Source organism: Arthrobacter sp. SW1 (assembly GCF_001766675.1).
In the GTDB taxonomy this organism is placed as follows: Bacteria; Actinomycetota; Actinomycetes; order Actinomycetales; family Micrococcaceae; genus Arthrobacter.
On record NZ_MJLT01000068.1, the window covers coordinates 31,857 to 49,226 of the forward strand.

At 67.3% G+C, this 17,370-nt stretch carries 19 protein-coding genes, 1 pseudogene and 1 riboswitch; of the genes and pseudogenes, 12 read left to right on the forward strand and 8 right to left on the reverse strand.

The window, feature by feature from the left end; genetic code table 11:
• Positions 1-10 precede the first annotated feature (10 nt).
• The 5 genes from BIU82_RS17930 to BIU82_RS17950 are packed head-to-tail and all read left to right on the forward strand — an operon-like array spanning position 11 to position 4,509.
• Positions 11-955 carry an SIS domain-containing protein gene (locus tag BIU82_RS17930; protein ID WP_070350825.1) on the forward strand — a complete coding sequence of 315 codons (945 nt, stop codon included), beginning with the start codon at positions 11-13 and terminating at the stop codon, positions 953-955.
• 8 nt (positions 956-963) lie between these two features.
• On the forward strand, positions 964-1,908 hold the full coding sequence (locus BIU82_RS17935; protein WP_070350826.1) for an ROK family protein: 945 nt from the start codon (positions 964-966) through the stop codon (positions 1,906-1,908).
• Positions 1,905-2,858: a hexose kinase gene (locus BIU82_RS17940; RefSeq protein WP_070350827.1), complete on the forward strand. Its 954-nt coding sequence runs from the start codon at positions 1,905-1,907 to the stop codon at positions 2,856-2,858. The genes BIU82_RS17935 and BIU82_RS17940 overlap by 4 nt, the downstream gene beginning before the upstream one ends.
• A complete protein-coding gene (locus BIU82_RS17945; protein WP_171906580.1) occupies positions 2,855-3,694 on the forward strand; it encodes a class II fructose-bisphosphate aldolase in 840 nt (279 codons plus the stop codon). Before BIU82_RS17940 ends, BIU82_RS17945 begins: the two co-directional genes overlap by 4 nt.
• A gap of 23 nt (positions 3,695-3,717) precedes the next feature.
• Positions 3,718-4,509 (forward strand): DeoR/GlpR family DNA-binding transcription regulator, encoded by a 792-nt coding sequence (locus BIU82_RS17950; protein ID WP_070350828.1) that lies wholly within the window; start codon positions 3,718-3,720, stop codon positions 4,507-4,509.
• Positions 4,510-4,538: 29 nt separating this feature from the next.
• On the opposite strand, the gene BIU82_RS17955 is transcribed toward BIU82_RS17950, so the two are convergent.
• Positions 4,539-5,219 carry a histidine phosphatase family protein gene (locus tag BIU82_RS17955; protein WP_171906581.1) on the reverse strand — a complete coding sequence of 227 codons (681 nt, stop codon included), beginning with the start codon at positions 5,217-5,219 and terminating at the stop codon, positions 4,539-4,541.
• A gap of 49 nt (positions 5,220-5,268) precedes the next feature.
• Here BIU82_RS17955 and BIU82_RS17960 point away from each other — a divergent pair, with 49 nt between their 5' ends.
• Positions 5,269-6,048 carry a CPBP family intramembrane glutamic endopeptidase gene (locus BIU82_RS17960; protein WP_070350830.1) on the forward strand — a complete coding sequence of 260 codons (780 nt, stop codon included), beginning with the start codon at positions 5,269-5,271 and terminating at the stop codon, positions 6,046-6,048.
• A 29-nt stretch (positions 6,049-6,077) separates the two neighbouring features.
• Here BIU82_RS17960 and BIU82_RS17965 read toward each other — a convergent pair whose 3' ends face one another.
• Positions 6,078-6,365, reverse strand: coding sequence for a hypothetical protein (locus tag BIU82_RS17965; RefSeq protein WP_070350831.1), 288 nt, complete (start codon positions 6,363-6,365; stop codon positions 6,078-6,080).
• A 172-nt stretch (positions 6,366-6,537) separates the two neighbouring features.
• The gene (locus tag BIU82_RS17970) at positions 6,538-7,176 is read right to left on the reverse strand and encodes a VOC family protein (protein WP_070350832.1); all 639 of its coding nucleotides are present in this window, start codon (positions 7,174-7,176) and stop codon (positions 6,538-6,540) included.
• Positions 7,177-7,368: 192 nt separating this feature from the next.
• Here BIU82_RS17970 and BIU82_RS17975 point away from each other — a divergent pair.
• A pseudogene (locus tag BIU82_RS17975) lies at positions 7,369-8,700 on the forward strand (bifunctional o-acetylhomoserine/o-acetylserine sulfhydrylase); the annotation flags it as partial.
• A 118-nt stretch (positions 8,701-8,818) separates the two neighbouring features.
• A riboswitch (SAM riboswitch) is annotated at positions 8,819-8,935 on the forward strand.
• A gap of 13 nt (positions 8,936-8,948) precedes the next feature.
• Positions 8,949-10,070: a homoserine O-acetyltransferase gene (locus BIU82_RS17980; protein ID WP_070350834.1), complete on the forward strand. Its 1,122-nt coding sequence runs from the start codon at positions 8,949-8,951 to the stop codon at positions 10,068-10,070.
• A gap of 24 nt (positions 10,071-10,094) precedes the next feature.
• Here the strand turns inward: BIU82_RS17980 and BIU82_RS17985 are convergent, their stop codons facing one another.
• From BIU82_RS17985 to BIU82_RS18000, 4 genes are read right to left on the reverse strand one after another with little or no spacing between them, the layout of a single operon-like run.
• Positions 10,095-10,397 carry a DUF1905 domain-containing protein gene (locus tag BIU82_RS17985; RefSeq protein WP_070350835.1) on the reverse strand — a complete coding sequence of 101 codons (303 nt, stop codon included), beginning with the start codon at positions 10,395-10,397 and terminating at the stop codon, positions 10,095-10,097.
• Position 10,398: 1 nt separating this feature from the next.
• Positions 10,399-10,803, reverse strand: a complete 405-nt coding sequence (locus BIU82_RS17990; protein WP_070350836.1) for a hypothetical protein — start codon at positions 10,801-10,803, stop codon at positions 10,399-10,401.
• Positions 10,804-10,830: 27 nt separating this feature from the next.
• On the reverse strand, positions 10,831-11,970 hold the full coding sequence (locus BIU82_RS17995; RefSeq protein ID WP_070350837.1) for a winged helix DNA-binding domain-containing protein: 1,140 nt from the start codon (positions 11,968-11,970) through the stop codon (positions 10,831-10,833).
• A gap of 34 nt (positions 11,971-12,004) precedes the next feature.
• Positions 12,005-12,823, reverse strand: a complete 819-nt coding sequence (locus tag BIU82_RS18000; RefSeq protein ID WP_070350838.1) for an SGNH/GDSL hydrolase family protein — start codon at positions 12,821-12,823, stop codon at positions 12,005-12,007.
• Between the two features lie 93 nt (positions 12,824-12,916).
• Here BIU82_RS18000 and BIU82_RS18005 point away from each other — a divergent pair, with 93 nt between their 5' ends.
• Positions 12,917-13,570 (forward strand): phospholipase, encoded by a 654-nt coding sequence (locus BIU82_RS18005; RefSeq protein WP_070350839.1) that lies wholly within the window; start codon positions 12,917-12,919, stop codon positions 13,568-13,570.
• Positions 13,571-13,640: 70 nt separating this feature from the next.
• Here the strand turns inward: BIU82_RS18005 and BIU82_RS18010 are convergent, their stop codons facing one another.
• Positions 13,641-13,868 carry an RNA-binding S4 domain-containing protein gene (locus BIU82_RS18010; protein WP_070350840.1) on the reverse strand — a complete coding sequence of 76 codons (228 nt, stop codon included), beginning with the start codon at positions 13,866-13,868 and terminating at the stop codon, positions 13,641-13,643.
• Positions 13,869-13,900: 32 nt separating this feature from the next.
• Between BIU82_RS18010 and BIU82_RS18015 the strand changes: the two genes are divergently transcribed.
• From BIU82_RS18015 to BIU82_RS18025, 3 genes are all read left to right on the forward strand, one after another.
• Positions 13,901-14,896: a DMT family transporter gene (locus BIU82_RS18015; protein WP_070350841.1), complete on the forward strand. Its 996-nt coding sequence runs from the start codon at positions 13,901-13,903 to the stop codon at positions 14,894-14,896.
• A gap of 102 nt (positions 14,897-14,998) precedes the next feature.
• Entirely contained in the window at positions 14,999-16,384 is a 1,386-nt protein-coding gene (locus BIU82_RS18020) for a glycine--tRNA ligase (RefSeq protein ID WP_070350842.1), read from the forward strand.
• A gap of 2 nt (positions 16,385-16,386) precedes the next feature.
• Positions 16,387-17,349, forward strand: coding sequence for a GNAT family N-acetyltransferase (locus BIU82_RS18025; RefSeq protein WP_070350843.1), 963 nt, complete (start codon positions 16,387-16,389; stop codon positions 17,347-17,349).
• Positions 17,350-17,370 lie beyond the last annotated feature (21 nt).

A 17,370-nucleotide genomic window follows, 5' to 3' on the forward strand; every position in this document is an offset into this window, starting at 1 on the left:
GGTACGCCGGATGAGCAACAGTGCCCTTGGTGCCTTCATGGAAGAAGAGCTGGTCTCGCAGCCGGACGTCTGGCTCCAGGCAATCGCCCAGGCAGGGGCGGATGCCGCCAAGGCCGAGGCGGCCGGAGAACCGCGGTTGCCCGCGGACGGCGAGCGGGTCGCCGTCGTCGGCTGCGGTACGTCCTGGTTCATGGCGCAGAGCTATGCCACGGCGCGCGAAGCCGCAGGAAAAGGTGTCACGGACGCTTTCGCTGCTTCCGAGGCTTTCCTGAACCACAACAGCGCCGGCCGCGGCTACGACGCCGTCATCGCCATCACCCGCTCGGGGACCACCACCGAGGTCATCGAGCTGCTGCAGGCGCTGCGTGGCACGGTCCGCACCGTCGCGCTGATCGGAGACATGGATTCGCCGGTCGCCACGCTGGCCGACGCCGTGGTGGGCCTGCCGTACGCGGACGAAAAGTCCGTCGTCCAGACCCGCTTCGCCACCACTGCCCTGGTGTACCTGCTGAGCAGCCTCGGGATCGACCTTTCCGACGCCGTCGAGCAGGCCCGCCCGGCGGTCACCGAGGCGGTGCCGCAGGAACTCCTGGACGCCGAGCAGTTCACCTTCCTCGGCACCGGCTGGACCGTCGGACTGGCGCACGAAGCCGGCCTCAAGATGCGCGAAGCAGTGCAGGGTTGGACCGAGTCCTACCCGGCCATGGAATACCGCCACGGCCCCATCTCCATTGCCGCCCCCGGCCGCGTGACCTGGCTCTTCGGAGAGCAGCCCGAGGGCCTGGACGCCAACATGGAAGCCACCGGCGCCCTGTACATCAACACCGGAAAGCACCCCTTGGCCGAACTGGCCCGCGTGCACCGCGTGACGCTCGAACGCGCCCGCGTCCGCGGCCTGAACCCGGACCTGCCGCGCAACCTCACCCGCTCGGTCATCCTCGACACCACCGCCTAGGGCCCGCGATGGTTCTCGGAGCCGCAGAGGCGGCGGTACTGGCCTTCGACGTCGGCGGCACCGACATGAAGGTGGGCCTGGTGGATGCCCAGGGGAACGTGCTCGGCCTGCGCCGTGTCAGCACCCCGCGCGATCCCAACCGTCCGGCGGATGCCATCCTGGACCGGATGGCCGAACTGGCCCGCGAACTCGAGGCCGAGTTTCCCGCGCTTCCCGTCCGGGCCGCCGGGGTGATCGTCCCCGGCATCGTGGATCCGGAATCCGGGGTGGGTCTGTACTCGGCCAACCTCGGCTGGCGGAACTACCCCTTCACTGCGGAAGCGGAGCGCCGGCTCGGGGTGCCGGTGGCCTTCGACCATGACGTCCGGTCCGCAGCCGCCGTGGAGCACCGTTACGGCGGCTCCCGCGAGTTCGACGACGTGGTGGTGATGGTGGTCGGCACCGGGATCGCCGCTGCCGTCTTCTCCGGAGGAAAGGCCGTGAGCGCCGGCGGATTCGCAGGAGAACTCGGGCATGCGCACGTCCCGGACCCTGACGGCAACGGCACCACCATCCTTGAAGCCGTCGGATCGGCCGGAGCCGTGGCCAAGCGCTACGCTGCCCGCTCCGGCACCCCCGTGGCCGGTGCCCGCGAGGTCCTGGAACGTGCCCGCACCGGCGAGGAACTGGCCGGGCGGATCTGGTCCGACGCCATCGACGCGCTCGCCTTCAGCATCTGCCAGTGCGTCAGCATCATCGGCACCGAAGCCGTAGTGATCGGCGGCGGCCTGGCCGAAGCGGGCGAGGAACTCCTCGAACCCCTGCGCGGCCGTGTGGACAGCATGCTCGACTTCCACCGCCGCCCCGTCATCCTGCGCGCCCAGCTCGGCCAGGACGCAGGACTGCTCGGCGCCGCGATGAACGCCCGCGAACTCCTCGGAAAAACAGGCCTCCTGGGGAAGCCGCTCGCATGAAGCGGATCATCACCGTCACCCCGAACCCCGCCATGGACCTGAGCTACCACGTGGCCGGCATCCGCCCCGGCGCGAGCCACCGCGTACCCGCTCCGCTCAGTCGCGCCGGCGGCAAGGGCCTCAACGTGGCCCGGGTGGCGCACCAGCTTGGCCTCCCCGCGCTCGCCCTGGCCCCGTACGGCGGAAGCTCCGGCGCCGAGTTCGCGGCCGAACTCGAAAGCAGCGGAGTGCCGCACAAGCTTGTGCCCGTAGCCGGCCCGACGCGCCGCAGCATCGCCCTCGTCGACACGGTGGGCGGCGAAACCTCCATCTTCAACGAGGAAGGCAGCCCCCTCTCACGCGGCGAATGGCAGGCGCTGGCCGCCGTCGTCGTCGACGCCCTGGCTGTCGAAGGGGAGGGCGCCCCCGGCGTCCTGGCCGCTTCCGGCAGTCTTCCGCCGGGTGCTCCCGCGGACTTTTACCCGGCGCTGGTGCGTTTGGCGCACGACGCCGGGATCCCGGCGATCGTGGATACCTCCGGTTCCGGGATCCTCGCCGCAGCCGAAGCTGGCGCCGACCTCCTCAAGCCGAACCACCACGAACTCGAAGAGGCCACGGGGGAGCGGGACCCCGTAGCCGCCGCGTGGCAGTTGATCGGGCTCGGCGCGAAGACCGTCCTGGTCAGCGCCGGAGCAGACGGCATGCTCGCGTTCAGCCACGCCACCCCGGACGGGTACTGGCGGGCAAGGCTCCCCGAAGCGCTCACCGGCAACCCCACCGGAGCCGGGGATGCCGCCGTCGCCGCAGCCGCCACGGCACTGGCCGAAGGCGTCACGGACACGAAAGAGATCCTCCGCCGGGCCACCGCATGGTCCGCCGCCGCCGTGCTGATGCCAGCCGCGGGGGAGATCTCGCCGCGCCATGCGGAACTCAAAGAACAACTCATCATCAGCTGGGAGGACCATCAGTGAGCCTGGCCATGACCCGGGACCTGGTTGAGGCGGCCGCTGCCGCCGGCACAGGGCAGGGCGCGTTCAACATCATCCACCTCGAGACCGCGGAGGGCCTGGTGGCCGGTGCCGAAGCGGCCGGGCTGCCCCTGATCCTGCAGATCTCGGAGAACTGCGCGAAGTTCCACGGAGGCCTGGAACCACTGGCCCTCGGCGCCCTCGCGATTGCCCGGGACGCCGCCGTTCCCGTGGCGCTGCACCTGGACCACGCCGAATCCGAAGAGCTGGCGTTGCAGGCCGTGGACCTTGGCTTCGGCTCGGTGATGTACGACGGCGCGCACCTGCCGTATGCGGAGAACGTCGAGGCCACCCGCCGCGTGGCAGCCTACGCCCATGAGCGCGGGGTGTACGTCGAGGCCGAACTCGGCAAGGTGGGCGGCAAGGACGGGGCACACGCACCCGGAGTCCGCACCGATCCGGGCGAGGCCCGCGACTTCGTGGCCGTAACCGGCGTGGATGCCCTGGCAGTCGCCGTCGGATCCTCCCATGCGATGACCGAACGCAGCGCTCAGTTGGACCTGGAACTGATCGCCCGGCTCAAGGATTCGGTGCAACGGCCGCTGGTGCTGCACGGTTCTTCCGGCGTAGCAGACGCGACGCTGGTGGCCGGGATCCGTGCCGGTATGACTAAGATCAACGTATCCACCCACTTGAACGGATTCTTCACGCGCGCGGTCCGGGAGTTCCTCGACGCCAATCCGGCAGTGGTGGATTCCCGCAAGTACATGGCTGCGGGCCGTGATGCCCTGGTGGCGGAAACCGCCCGCCTGCTGACGTTGTTTGCGAAAGTGAACTAGAAACCGCCTCCGGAAGGTTCGTGATGACCCGTACAGATCGGCTGACTGCCATTCTCGATCTCCTCGCCGAGTCGGGGCACGTCGAGGTCGAGGACATCGTGACCCGACTGGGGGTTTCGCCTGCCACCGCCCGGCGCGACCTCGACAGCCTGGCCAAGCAGCGCCTCCTCAGCCGCACCCGCGGCGGTGCCACGAAGGGGGCCGTCGCCTATGACCTGCCCGGCCGCTACAACCGGGACGACCATGCCGAGGCCAAGCAGCGGATCGCGATGGCGGCGTCCGAACTGATCGAACCCGGTGCCGTCGTCGGCCTCAGCGGCGGCACCACCAGCACCGCCCTGGCCCAGGTGCTCTCGACCCGCGAGGACCTGAACGCCCCCTCCAACAGGCCCATGCTCACGGTGGTCACCAACGCCATCAACATCGCCGCGCAGCTGGCTGTCCGGCCCAACATCAAGATCATGGTCACCGGCGGCATCCTGAACCCGCGCTCCTACGAACTGGTGGGCCCGTACACGGACGTCATCATGCAGAAGGTGGCGCTGGACATCGCCTTCATCGGCGTCAACGGGGTGGACCCGAAGATCGGGCCGACCATCACCGACGAAGGCGAGGCCATGGTGAACTCGGCCATGGCGCGGCGGGCCGCCGCTTCCTACGTGCTGGCGGACTCCAGCAAGATCGGCAAGCGCTCCTTTGCCACCATGGCAGGCTACGACTTCCGGCGGCTCATCACGGACAGCGGGATCAAGCCCGCGGACAAGGCCGCTTTCGAGGCCGCCGGCACCGAAGTGACGGTCGCTGAACTCGACTGATTCCGGGGCGGCGTCTGGAAGTTCAGCGTCTAGAAGTTCAGCTGCGGGGCGTCCAGCACCGTTTCGTCCACGCGCCGCTCAACCCACTGGCTGAAGGGCACGTCCAGCTCGTATTTGCCCTCGTCATTGCGCACCAGCGTCCGGAGCTCTGCGTTGCCCGGGTTGTTCAAGGACTCGAAGTACTCCACCGACCAGTGGAACCAGCGCATGCAGAACAGGCGCATCGTGAGGCCGTGGGTCACCAGCAGGGTGTTCGGGGCGTAATCCGGTTTCTCCCAGTGCCGGTACAGGGTTTCCATGAACGACGAAACCCGGTCGTACACATCGGAGCCGGATTCGCCTTCCCTGAAGCGGTAGAAGAAGTGGCCGTAGAGGTTCCGCAGTTCCTTCTGGTCCTCGATTTCGCCGGCGATCTGGAAGTTCGCCCAGTCCTGTTCGCGCAGCCGGGGTTCCTCGATCACCCTCTCCGTCAGGCCGTCCAACTGAAGGGCCTCAAGGGTCTGGTACGCCCGCAGGTACGGCGAGACGTACACGCACAGCTGCTCGCCGTCGAGCTTCCTGCGCAGTTCCTCACCGGTTTTCCGCGCCTGCTCAAGGCCCAGCTCCGTCAGCGGAATCCGGTAATCCGGCACGCGGTTGTAGATCGACGTGTCCACGTTCGCGGCCGATTGGCCGTGCCGGACCATGAAGATACGTGCTGGCGCGCTCATCCCACCAAGCATAGGCAAACACCCAGGGAAATGAAGGCAAGATAGGACCATGCTTGTTGCCTCCACGCGCCGGCTCCGCGCCGAAGTGCTTATTGTGCTGGGCCTGTCCCTCGGCCAGTCCGCGGTCTATTCCGTGGTGCAGCTGCTGGACAAGATGAGCCGGGCGCCGTTGGCCCAAGGCACCTCCACCCTGAACGCCTCCCGCAACAACCGGGAGTATTTCGACCTCACGTACCAGTTGCTGGACATCGCCTTCGCCCTGGTTCCTGTGGTGCTGGTGTTCTACTTCCTCTCCCTGCACCGTGACTCTTCATACCGCGGCCCGTCCGAGCACGAGTCGGGGTTCCAGCGCCTTGGCTTCACGCTGTCCCGCCCGGTCCGCGACCTGTTGCAGGGACTCGGCCTGGCGGCCCTCATCGGAATTCCCTCGCTGGGCCTTTACGCCGCGGGCCGCGCGCTCGGAATCACGACGGCGATCATCCCCAGCGCGCTCGACGCCTACTGGTGGACGGTGCCGGTGCTGATCCTTTCGGCGGTGCGACACGCCGTCGTCGAGGAAGTGATCGTGGTGGGCTACCTGCTGGACCGCTTCGGCAAGTTCGGTTGGAGCATGCCACTGGCCATCGGCCTGAGCGCCCTGCTGCGCGGCAGCTACCACCTCTACCAGGGCTTCGGCCCGTTCATCGGCAACGTGGTGATGGGCCTCGTGTTCGGCTGGGTCTACAGCCGCACCAAGCGGGTGACGCCGCTGGTGGTGGCGCACGCCTTGCTGGACATCGTGGCGTTCGTCGGCTTCAGCCTGTTCGGGAAGGCCGTGGGCCTGGGCTGAACGGGGCGCTGCCTCCCGGCCTGGTTCACTCAGGGGCGGAAGCCGGTGTGGCTCCGGGAAAAGCGGATGGCCCGGACCAGTCCGATGGAGAAGCGCACAAAGAACGCAAGAACAATTGCCAGCGCGAGCCACACCACCCAGTTCATGGGAACCTGGCGCTCGCAGGCCCCGCTGCCAGGACCTTCGCCCGCAGAACAGCCCACCGGGGAGAACAGGGGAAACGCCAGGACGCCGGCGCCGACCAGGAGGGTGCCGGCAAGAAAGAGAAGCCACAGCCATGGCCTGTTCCACGGCCACTCCGTTTGCTTGTTTTTCATGCGCACCCCCACGGCAAATGAAACCTCTTGTCCTGCAAGGGTACGGCCTGCCCGGCCCGCGGGGTCCAGGACTCCGGCTTAAATGGTTCGGCCGCCGTCGCCGGGTGACGCCATTGGCACCCGGTGATGGCGGCCGAAGCTATGGGGTGCCGCCGAAGCGGCACCCGAGGGGTCAGATGGTGACGGCCCCGTTTGCTGTTTCAAAGGTGACGGACATGATGCCCGGGACACCGTGCGGAGCGACCCACTGGACGGCGACGTCCTCGAGGGGCTTTTCCACCGGTTCGCCCAGCCATTCGGTCACGCGGGCCGCGGAGCCTGCGATGGTGAGGCTGGACATCTTGACGTCGCTCGCGTAAACGAGGGACGGGTGCAAGGACGGATCCCCTTCCCAGCGGAGCAGGTATGGGACCTGCGGGTCCGCGATCAGGCCAAGGATGCCGATCTGCTGCCAGACAAGTTCCCGTCCGTCAGGGAATTTGCGGTTTCCGGGAACCGCGGAGCGGCCCAGTCGTTCTTCGAAGGGGGACAGGTCGTCGACGGCGACGCACCATCCCATCCATCCACCGCCGGTGGCGGAGCGAGCCCGGACAGCTTGTCCGAACGGTGCTTTGTCCGACGCCGGGTGGTCCAGGACCTCCACAACTTCAAGGTATTTGTGGTCTGCGAGGGGAATGATCATGTTCCGCGTACCGAAGCGCGGGTGCACTCCGCCGCGGACCGCTTCCACTCCCAAAGCTGCGGAAATCCGCTCTGTCGTGGCCATCAGGCCATCTTGTTCACAAGCGTAAGAGACGTGATCCATGCGCATGTCTTTCATCTTGGCACTTTGTGATGGAGCTCTCAGCTTAGGCAAGCCTAAGTAAGATAGGACGTTCAAGGACCGTGTCCCGGAAGGTCATGCAGCGACGCGCCGGGACCGAAAAATACGCGCTTCTTCACAATGCTTCTGCGCCGTGCGTGAGCCTTCCTAGACTGGCCGGACGCCGGAAGAACCAACGCAGAGAAGGAGCAGGACATGTCCCAGGGATGGTCATTCGAAACGCGCCAGATCCACGCAGGGCAGGAGCCGGACGCAGCCGCCGGCGCCCGTGCACTGCCGATCTACCAGACCACATCGTTCGTTTTCCCGAGTGCCGAGAGTGCCGCGAACCGCTTCGCCCTCGCTGAGCTGGCACCGATCTACACACGTATCGGCAATCCCACGCAGGATGCCGTGGAGCAGCGCATCGCCAACCTCGAGGGCGGCCTCGCCGCGCTGCTGCTGAGTTCCGGGCAGGCCGCGGAGACCTTCGCCATCCTCAATGTCGCCGAGGCGGGCGACCACGTGGTGGCAAGCCCCAGCCTGTACGGCGGGACCTACAACCTGCTGGCCCACACGCTGAAGAAGTTCGGAATCTCCGTGACCTTCGTTGCCGACCCGGACGACCTGGGGCAGTGGCGGGACGCCGTGCAGGAGAACACCAAGCTGTTCTTCGCCGAAGTGGTGTCGAATCCGCGCCAGGACGTCCTGGACATCGAAGGCGTGGCCGCGGTCGCCCATGAAGCCGGTGTGCCCCTGATCGTGGACAACACCCTCGCCACCCCGTACCTGATCCGGCCCATCGAATGGGGCGCGGACATCGTGGTCCACTCGGCCACCAAGTACCTCGGCGGGCACGGCACGGCGATCGCCGGCGTGATCGTGGACTCCGGCAACTTCGACTTCGGAGCCCACCCGGAGCGGTTCCCGAACTTCAACACCCCGGACCCCAGCTACAACGGCCTCGTGTACGCACGGGACCTCGGCAAGGACGGAGCGCTCGGCGCCAACCTCTCCTACATCCTGAAGGCCCGCGTGCAACTGCTCCGGGACCTCGGTTCGGCAGTCTCGCCGTTCAACGCCTTCCTGATCGCCCAGGGGCTCGAGACGCTGAGCCTCCGGGTGGAGCGGCATGTGGAGAACGCCACCAAGGTGGCGCATTGGCTGGAAGGCCGGGACGACGTCGAATCCGTCGCCTATGCGGGGCTGCCGTCCAGCCCTTGGTTCGAACGCGGCCGCAAGTACGGTCCACGCGGAACGGGCGCCGTGGTGGCCTTCACCATCAAGGGCGGACTGGAGGCCGGCAAGCGCTTCGTGGACGCCCTCGAGCTGCACTCGCACGTGGCCAACATCGGCGACGTTCGCTCGCTGGTGATCCACCCGGCCTCAACCACCCACAGCCAGCTCACCGCCGAACAGCAGGCCGTGGCGGGAGTGGCTCCGGGACTGGTCCGCCTTGCCGTGGGAACCGAGCACATCGATGACATCCTGGCCGACCTGGAAGCCGGATTCCGGGCAGCCAAGGGCGCCTGACCCCGTCCCGCAACGGTCCGGGCCCGGGCAGGCAGCCCGCCGGCGCGGGCCCGGACCGTCACAAAGCTGTCACATTGTTCGCCTTCCCGGAGCCGCGTTTCCTACACTCGAAGCCATAGGTCACGAGTGCCAGCGCTAAACCCCGGTTTGCTGGCCGGCAACCCTCCTTCCGTGGCGGGGTGCCCCGGGTGAAGACCTGGCCCGCCGAACAGCTGTCGGCGGGCAAGCACGAGGTTCAGGGGTTCTCCATGACAATTGCCGCACCGTCGGTTACCAGCAAGCGCAGCGAAGATGGCACGGTCAAGTACCTTTCCGTCGGTGCCCTCGAGCTGGAGGCGGGAGGTTTCCTGCCGGAGGTTGTCCTCGCGTATGAAAGCTGGGGAACCCTGAACGCGGACGCCTCCAACGCGGTCCTCATCGAACACGCCCTGACCGGCAGCACCCACGTGGCCCGCGGCGACAGCGACGAAGAAGGCTGGTGGGAACAGCTCGTCGGGCCCGGACTCACCATCGATACCGAGCGCTGGTTCGTTGTCTCCGTCAACATCGTCGGAGGCTGCTACGGCAGCACCGGGCCGTCGTCGAACGCCCCGGACGGCAAACCCTGGGGCTCGCGCTTTCCGCTGGTGACGCTGCGCGACTCCACCGCCGCCGAGGCCAGGCTGGCCGACGCCCTCGGTATCAACCGCTGGCACGCGGTGATCGGCGGTTCCATGGGCGGGGCCCGCGCCCTCGAATGGGCCGTCAGCCACCCGTCCCGGGTGAAGAACTGCGCGGTGATCTCGGTGGGCGCCTACAGCACGGCCGAGCAGATCGCCTACGCGCAGGCGCAAACACTCGCGATCCGCCAGGATCCCGCTTTCAAGGGCGGCGACTACTATGGCGGCCCCGCGCCTGAGGCCGGCCTCGCCCTGGCCCGCCGGATCGCCCACATTACCTACCGCTCCGCCCAGGAACTGGACTTCCGCTTCGGCCGCAATGCCCAGGGCAGTGAAGCGCCGCTCCAGGCGCCTGCGCTGGGGGAGCGCGGCCGCTACCAGGTGGAAAGCTACCTCGACCACCAGGGCCGCAAACTGGTGCAGCGCTTCGACGCCAACAGCTACATCGCCATTACGGAAGCCCTCATGAGCCATGATGTGGCGCGGGGCCGCGGCAGCCTCAAGGAAGCGCTCTCGCTCACGGAAGCCACGTTCTTCGTTGCTGCCGTGGACTCCGACCGGCTCTACTTCCCGGAACAGTCGCGTGAGCTCGCCGAGGCACTGCCCGGAAACGTGGAGGTCCACACCATCGAGGCCCCGATCGGGCACGACGGTTTCCTCACCGAGATCGGCCAGCTTGGCCCGCGGCTTGGGGCGGCGTTTTTCGCCTAGGCATCCCGAAGGCTTAGGCCGTCCTCAAATGCCGGCGTCGACCTCGAGGTGGACGCTCACGGTGTCTCCGCTGTGGATTCCCGTGGCTGTGCGCACGGCTTTCTTGACGGGGAGCAAGTAGGAGCCGCTTTTGCTGTCCGGGAACACCGAGGTGCTCCAGCTGGTGCTGGCCACTGTTGCGGTGACCTTGATGGAACCGAAGCCCTTCCGCAGCTGCGCTGTTTCTTCGCGGAGATCGGCGGCGAGTTCCACCGGCAGGGTGATGAAATGCCAGCCGGCTTCCTCGGGGATGCGCCACAGCACAGCGTCGAAAGCGAAGGCCGCCACGTCAGCCGTTCATGATTTCCTGGCGGAGCTTCATGTACTCCTCCATGGCGATCTTTCCGTCGCTGAACTGGCGGTCGAGTTCGGCGAGCTTCCGGGCGCGGAATCCCTGCGGTTCCGAGGGGGCCGGGACCGGAATGGACGACGACGGCGGAGTCGCGGGCGCGTGGTACGGCGCCGGCGGCTCGGGCTGGCTTGGCTGGCCCGGATACGGCGACGGCGGGTATTGGCCAGGCGGATACTGGCCGGACACGTAGTCGGGCAGCCGGCCTGGGTAGCCGCCCTGCTGGAAGCGCCCGTCCGGATAGCCGCTGTTGTTGATCCGGCGCTGCTGGGAACGCCTGTACATGCGTATCCCGAGCGGGATCAGCCACGAGCAGACGATGATCCAAAAGAACAGACTGTTCACGGGGGCCTCCTAGCGCTTGGGCCAAGCTTAGCGCGGTGCCCCGACAAGCTTTGCGGGAACCCCCAGGAAGCGGCCGTACCGTTGCACGGCGTCCTCAAGCGCGGCCTGTTCCGCGGAATCCAAGGCGCGATCCATCCTGACGTCGAGTTCGCAGGCCTCGCCGGTGAACCTGTGCCGCCACCAGCCGGCCAGCTTGCCGTCCAGCAGCACCACGTGCATCGGTGCGTCGCTGGACGCGTAATAGGGTGCCGTTCCGCCGAGGTGGTTCCGTGTCTGCGAATAACCCATGACGTATTCGTCGTAGCACTGGATCAAATCGACAATGGGCGCCGCCCCGGGGGAGGCCTGGAGCGGGCCCGGGGCAACGGCGTCGAGCTCCTCGGCGGCGAGGTGGAATTCCAGGCCGTCCCGGGTAAACGATGCGAGGGCTCCGGGCGAGATGTCCTCCGCCAGCCGTAGCCCCTCCTTCACGTCCTTCATGGTCAGTCCGGACCACGCGGCACAGTCCTTGACGGTGGCCGGCCCGCGGCTGCGGAAGTACCGCAGGGCCAGTTGCGCCAAGGCGCTTTCCCGCCCGCCGCTGCCGGACCCCTGTGCCACCCGTTCCGGGAACGACGCATAGCTCTGCTTCAGGGCGCCGCCCGCGGAACGCACCGGAGCGCCGCTGACCAGGATCTTGCTGATTTCGGCGTGCATCAGCAGGTAGATGAAACCCAGCCCCTTGCCGGGATATCCTTCGGCAGCGAGGATGCCGGCCAGTTCCTCCCGGGTTTTGTGGGCGCCGCCGGCAACCGCCGCGGCGAGGATGTTCCCGCTGCGTTCGGCCGTTCCGGCGTCGATGCCTGTCTGCCGGTACATTCCCTTGTTGCCTTGGTGCAGGCGCGGCGCGGAGAGGTCCATCAACCAGTCGAGATCGTCCCGGTGGACGAAATGCCAGGTGGGCCGCAGGACATGGGTGCGCAGGATGGTGCCATCCGCAACCGCCCGTTCCAGTGTTGCGGCATCGCCGCCGCCGCGTTGCGCGAGGGACCATCGGGCATAGGCAAATTCCTGCGACTGGACTGCCAACAGGTTCTTCAGCGCGCCATCCGGGCTGTCCGCCTGCGGCGGGCGCAGTTGCTGCCGCCGCAGCCGGGTATCGATGAGCCAGTCAGCAGTGCCGTCCATCCTGCCTCCAGTCTGCCGGTTCCGCCACTCGGACTCAGCCGCGCGGCACGGCGGTGCCGGCAGGTCCGAAGACGGGTCCCGGCGTCGGGCGCTTGGGGGAGATGCCGTCCCCGGACGACTGGTGGCGGATCCGCCGGATTACCCACGGCACCAGGTACTCGCGGGCCCAGACCAGGTCTTCGCTGCGGGCTTCGCGCCAGCTGCGCACGGGGAGGGGTTTGGTGGTGTACGGCTCGAGCTTGTGGGGAACATTGAGCGCGTCGAGGACCATGGCGGCGATGGTGTGGTGGCCGAGCGGCGAGAAATGCAGCCGGTCTTCGTCCCACATCCGTGGATCGGCCAGCTCGCGCAGGGACCACATGTCCGCAACGACGGCGTCGTGCCGGGCTGCCACGGTGCGCAGGTTTTCGTTGTAGATGGCCACCTTGCCCCGGATGCGGCCCAGCACCGTGGATCCGGTGTCGGGGCCGTTGAAGAGCACCACGGTGGCGCCGTGCGCGCTCAGCCGCCCGACGGCGTCGTCCAGCTTGTCGGCCAGGGCGTCCGGATCGCCGCCGGGCCGGATGAGGTCGTTGCCGCCGGCGCTGATGGAAATCAGGTCCGGCTTCAGTGCGAGGCAGGGCTCAAGCTGTTCGTCGAGGATCTGCTGCAGCAGACGGCCGCGGATCGCCAGGTTCGCGTACGCGAAATCCTCGTGGCTGCGGCCCAGTTCCTCCGCCACCCGGTCGGCCCAGCCACGGTGCCCGCCGGGGCTTCGCGGCTCGGGATCGCCGATGCCTTCGGTGAAGGAGTCGCCGAGGGCGACGTATCGGCTCCAGGGATGAATCGGTTCGTCCACGGCGGGATGGGCCATGGGATCAGTGGCGCTCACGTTGTTGACCTGCCTCTTGATGCATAGCTACGCGACGGTAACTTGTTACTCGTGGGTAACTGTAAGAATAGTCCCATGAGTCAAGCAGCCGCCTTTCCTGCCCCTGTTGTCATGTGGTCCCACGAGGAAGGGGAGCGGGCCGGCAAGCCGCTGTTGGTCCTGCTGCACGGCTACGGTTCGCATGAAGGAGACCTGTTCAGCCTGGCAACAATGCTGCCGCAGGAGTTCGTTGTCGCCTCCCTGCGCGCACCGATTCCCATGGGCCCGGGCTTTACCTGGTTCCCGCTGACCGCTTCGATCGACTACTCCCTGGACGCCGTCAAGCTCGCCGCAGACTACGCCCTTGACTGGCTGGACACCGTCAAGCAGGACCACCCCTCGGTCACCCTGCTCGGATTCTCCATGGGCATGGCCATGGCCACCTCGATGCTTCGCAAGCGTCCGCGGGACTTTGCCGCCGTCGTCGGGCTGTCCGGTTTTGCCGTCGACGCCGGTGCTGACGCCGCCTTCCTGGACGCCGAACTGGACGGCTCGGTGCCGTTCTTCTGGGGCCGCGACCAGCAGGACCCCGTGATCACGCCGGACAAGATCGACTTCACCATGGGCTGGGTCCGCAAGCACACGGACCTCACCAAGGTGCTCTACACGGGCATGTGGCACGGCATCAACCAGCAGGAAATCGGGCACGTGGGCGAATTCCTCACCCACAAGGTGCTCAACCACGGCTAGCCCCGACGCGGGGTCACTTACGGCCCATGTTTGGCGCCAACATAGGCCGTAACTGACCCCGCGTTGCTCTTTAAGAGGTGACAATCCTCACGGTCTGGCCGTTCACCGTGACGGTGTCGCCGGCGTGTAGCTGGCGGCCGCGGCGTTCTTCGATGTCCCCGTTGACCTTCACCAGCCCGTTCTTGATGAGTTCGGTGGCTTCCACGCCGTCCTCCACCAGGTTGGCGAGCTTCAGCAGCTGGCCCAGGCGGATCATCTCGTCGCGGATGGGTACTTCGTCGATTTCGGGGTTGCTCATACAGCAATGATGCCTGACGTAAGGTGGTGAAAATGCCGAAGCCGTCACCCCGTCCCGCCCTGCCCCGCGTCGCCGGACTGCCCGTAGCGGTCGCCGCCGGACTGCTGATCCCTTTGCAGGGCCGCATCAACGGTGCGCTGGCGGTACGGCTCGACGACGGACTGGCGGCTTCCGTCGTGAGCTTCACCACCGGACTCCTGGTAATTGCCGCCGTCGGGTTCTTCCTGCCGAGGGGCCGGGCCGGCCTCCGGCAGGTCCTGCCCGCCGTGCGGGAGCGCCGTTTCCCTCGGATCTACGTCATGGCCGGCGCCATCGGTGCCGTGTTCGTGATCGCCCAGTCCTTCACCGTGGGCGTCCTTGGCGTTGCCCTCTTCACCGTTGCCGTGGTGACGGGACAGACCATGAGCGGACTGCTCGTGGACCGGCTCGGCATCGCTCCGGGCGGCAAGCGCTCCGTCACCACCATGCGGATCCTGGGCAGCGTGCTCACGGTCGCCGCAGTGGCCTGGGCGGTGTCCCCGCGTTTTTCGGCCACCACCGATCCAGCGGCCCTGGTGCTGCCGGTGCTGCTTCCTGTGCTCGCCGGGTTCCTCATGAGTTTCCAGCAGGCCATGAACGGAACTGCCACCGTCCACTATGGCAGCCCGATTGCCGCCACCTTCATGAACTTCGCCGCCGGCTCCGTGGTGCTGTGGCTCCTGCTGCTGGCCAAGTTCGCCATTGCCGGGCCGGGCAATCCGCTGCCGGCCGAGTGGTGGTACTACCTCGGAGGGCCGATGGGCTGTGTCTTCATCGCCCTGGCCGCGCTGCTGGTCCGCGGGCTTGGAGTGCTGATGACCGGGCTCGGCATGATCGCCGGCCAGCTGCTCGGATCCCTCGCGCTCGACGTCGTCCTGCCCGCCCCCGGCGCGGTGGTCGCCCTGCCCACGGTGCTGGGAACGCTGCTGACGCTCGTGGCGATCATCCTCGCCACCCTGCCCTGGCCCAAGGGCGCCCTGCGCGCCGGCCCCGGCGGCAAAGGCCGGTAGGCTAGGACAGGCAGCATTCCTGCCCAGCTTTCCTTCGCGCAGCACATTGTTGCGCACCAGCGCGGACCGCACCCAGCGGCCCTGTAGATCATTGGAGTACCCATGGCAGCAAAATCCGTCCTCGACCAGATCATCTCCCTCGCCAAGCGGCGCGGGTTCGTGTTCCAGGCCGGTGAGATCTACGGCGGTTCGCGCTCTGCATGGGACTACGGCCCCCTCGGCGCCGAGCTGAAGGAAAACATCAAGCGCCAGTGGTGGCAGTCCATGGTCCGCGGCCGCGAGGACGTGGTGGGCCTGGACTCCTCGGTCATCCTGCCCCGCCAGGTGTGGGAAGCCTCCGGCCACGTTGAGGTCTTCTCCGACCCGCTGGTCGAATGCCTCTCCTGCCACAAGCGCTACCGCGCCGACCACCTCGAGGAAGAGTACGAGGAAAAGAAGGGCCGACCGGCTGAAAACGGCCTGGCGGACATCGCCTGCGCCAACTGCGGCACCCGCGGCCAGTGGACCGAACCGCAGGAATTCTCCGGCCTGCTCAAGACCTTCCTGGGCCCGGTGGCCAGCGAAGAAGGCCTGCACTACCTGCGCCCGGAAACCGCCCAGGGCATCTTCGTGAACTTCAACAACGTGCTCACCACCTCCCGCAAGAAGCCGCCGTTCGGCATCGGCCAGATCGGCAAGTCCTTCCGCAACGAAATCACCCCGGGCAACTTCATCTTCCGCACCCGCGAGTTCGAGCAGATGGAAATGGAGTTCTTCGTCGAGCCTGGCACGGACGAAGAGTGGCATGAGTACTGGATGAAGGAGCGCATGGCCTGGTACACGGGCCTGGGCATCCGCGAGGAGAACCTGCGCTTCTTCGAGCACCCCAAGGAAAAGCTCAGCCACTACTCCAAGGGCACCACGGACATCGAATACCGCTTCGGCTTCCAGGGCTCCGAATGGGGCGAGCTCGAAGGCATCGCCAACCGCACCGACTTCGACCTCTCCACCCACTCCAAGGCTTCCGGCCAGGACCTGAGCTACTTCAACCAGGCCACCAACGAGCGCTACACCCCGTACGTGATCGAACCCGCGGCCGGCCTGACCCGCTCCTTCATGGCGTTCCTGATCGACGCCTACACCGAGGACGAGGCTCCCAACGCCAAGGGGGGCGTGGACGTGCGTACCGTGCTGAAGCTGGACCCGCGACTGGCCCCGGTCAAGGCCGCCGTGCTGCCGCTCAGCCGCAACGAGGACCTTTCGCCCAAGGCCAAGGAACTCGGCGCCCAGCTGCGCAAGAACTGGAACATCGACTTCGACGACGCCGGCGCCATTGGCCGCCGTTACCGCCGCCAGGACGAGATCGGCACCCCGTTCTGCATCACGGTGGACTTCGACACCCTCGAGGACCAGGCCGTGACCATCCGCGAACGCGACACCATGAGCCAGGAACGCGTCTCCCTGGACAAGGTGGAGGGCTACCTGGCCGCACGGCTGATCGGCGCCTGAGCATGGCGGTCGAATACCGGGAATGGCGCGACGGCGACGACCTCGCGCTCCTGGAAATCTGGGGCGGACCGGAAACCCTTCCGGCCCAGCAGTTCCGGGCAGCCCTCGCGCCGTCCAGCAACGCACCCTGGCGCCGCTGCATCGTGGCCGAAGACGTGGTGGACGGGGTCGCCATTCCGGTGGCGGCCGCCGTCGTCCACGAAGCGTCCTTGCACCCTGAGCGCCTGTGGGCGTACATAGAGGTGGCGAAGGACCACCGCCGCAGCGGCATCGGGGCCACCCTCCTGACCATGCTGCGCCGGGAAGCCGAGCTGGCGCCGTCGGGCGTGTCCAGGCTGCGCTGCAAGGTGGAGCCCGGCACCGCCGGTGCCGCCTTCGCGGAGTGGGCGGGCCTCGCGCCGATCCAGCGTTCGCGGCTGGTGGTGGTGGACCCCGAGCCGTTGAAGCTTCCGGTGTTCGGCGACGGCTCGGAAGAAGCCGCCTCGGAGCAGGTGGAGGACCTCGCCACAGGTTCGGTCGAACTCAGCGATGTGGTGGGCCGCTACTACACGGCCGTGCACCAGTGGGACAACCCGGGCGAAATTGGCATCCCCACCGTGCAGCGGATGTTCCTGGACGATCTCAGCGGAGCCCATGGGGCGGTTGTCCTGCGGGCGCCCAAGGCCAGCGCCTTCGGCGCCGGGGTTCCGGCCAGCCGCAAGGGGAAGATCCGTGCCTTCGCCGTCAGCTATGCGAGCGGCAACGCGGAGGAGCCTTCGGACGTCTTCCTCGGCCACGAGCCCGCGCTGAATGCGGACGAGGCCACGCAGGCGGTGGGTGAACTGCTGGCACTGATCGCCTACCAGCACCCCGTGCTGCTGGAAGTGGATGATTCCATGACGGCATTGCGCGCGGTGGTCGATCCGCTGCTGGCGCAAGGAAAAGCACACGTCAAGGGCGCCGACACGCAGGTCGTCAGCGACTGATTCTCCGGCGCGGCCGGAGGG

Bases quoted from the DNA above. Each gene is read 5' to 3' on its own strand.
- BIU82_RS17930 (WP_070350825.1), top strand. From the start codon at position 11: ATGAGCAACAGTGCCCTTGGTGCCTTCATGGAAGAAGAGCTGGTCTCG.
- BIU82_RS17935 (WP_070350826.1), top strand. From the start codon at position 964: ATGGTTCTCGGAGCCGCAGAGGCGGCGGTACTGGCCTTCGACGTCGGC.
- BIU82_RS17940 (WP_070350827.1), top strand. From the start codon at position 1,905: ATGAAGCGGATCATCACCGTCACCCCGAACCCCGCCATGGACCTGAGC.
- BIU82_RS17950 (WP_070350828.1), top strand. From the start codon at position 3,718: ATGACCCGTACAGATCGGCTGACTGCCATTCTCGATCTCCTCGCCGAG.
- BIU82_RS17955 (WP_171906581.1), bottom strand. From the start codon at position 5,219: ATGAGCGCGCCAGCACGTATCTTCATGGTCCGGCACGGCCAATCGGCC.
- BIU82_RS17960 (WP_070350830.1), top strand. From the start codon at position 5,269: ATGCTTGTTGCCTCCACGCGCCGGCTCCGCGCCGAAGTGCTTATTGTG.
- BIU82_RS17965 (WP_070350831.1), bottom strand. From the start codon at position 6,365: ATGAAAAACAAGCAAACGGAGTGGCCGTGGAACAGGCCATGGCTGTGG.
- BIU82_RS17970 (WP_070350832.1), bottom strand. From the start codon at position 7,176: ATGCGCATGGATCACGTCTCTTACGCTTGTGAACAAGATGGCCTGATG.
- BIU82_RS17980 (WP_070350834.1), top strand. From the start codon at position 8,949: ATGACAATTGCCGCACCGTCGGTTACCAGCAAGCGCAGCGAAGATGGC.
- BIU82_RS17995 (WP_070350837.1), bottom strand. From the start codon at position 11,970: ATGGACGGCACTGCTGACTGGCTCATCGATACCCGGCTGCGGCGGCAG.
- BIU82_RS18000 (WP_070350838.1), bottom strand. From the start codon at position 12,823: ATGGCCCATCCCGCCGTGGACGAACCGATTCATCCCTGGAGCCGATAC.
- BIU82_RS18005 (WP_070350839.1), top strand. From the start codon at position 12,917: ATGAGTCAAGCAGCCGCCTTTCCTGCCCCTGTTGTCATGTGGTCCCAC.
- BIU82_RS18010 (WP_070350840.1), bottom strand. From the start codon at position 13,868: ATGAGCAACCCCGAAATCGACGAAGTACCCATCCGCGACGAGATGATC.
- BIU82_RS18015 (WP_070350841.1), top strand. From the start codon at position 13,901: ATGCCGAAGCCGTCACCCCGTCCCGCCCTGCCCCGCGTCGCCGGACTG.
- BIU82_RS18020 (WP_070350842.1), top strand. From the start codon at position 14,999: ATGGCAGCAAAATCCGTCCTCGACCAGATCATCTCCCTCGCCAAGCGG.
- BIU82_RS18025 (WP_070350843.1), top strand. From the start codon at position 16,387: ATGGCGGTCGAATACCGGGAATGGCGCGACGGCGACGACCTCGCGCTC.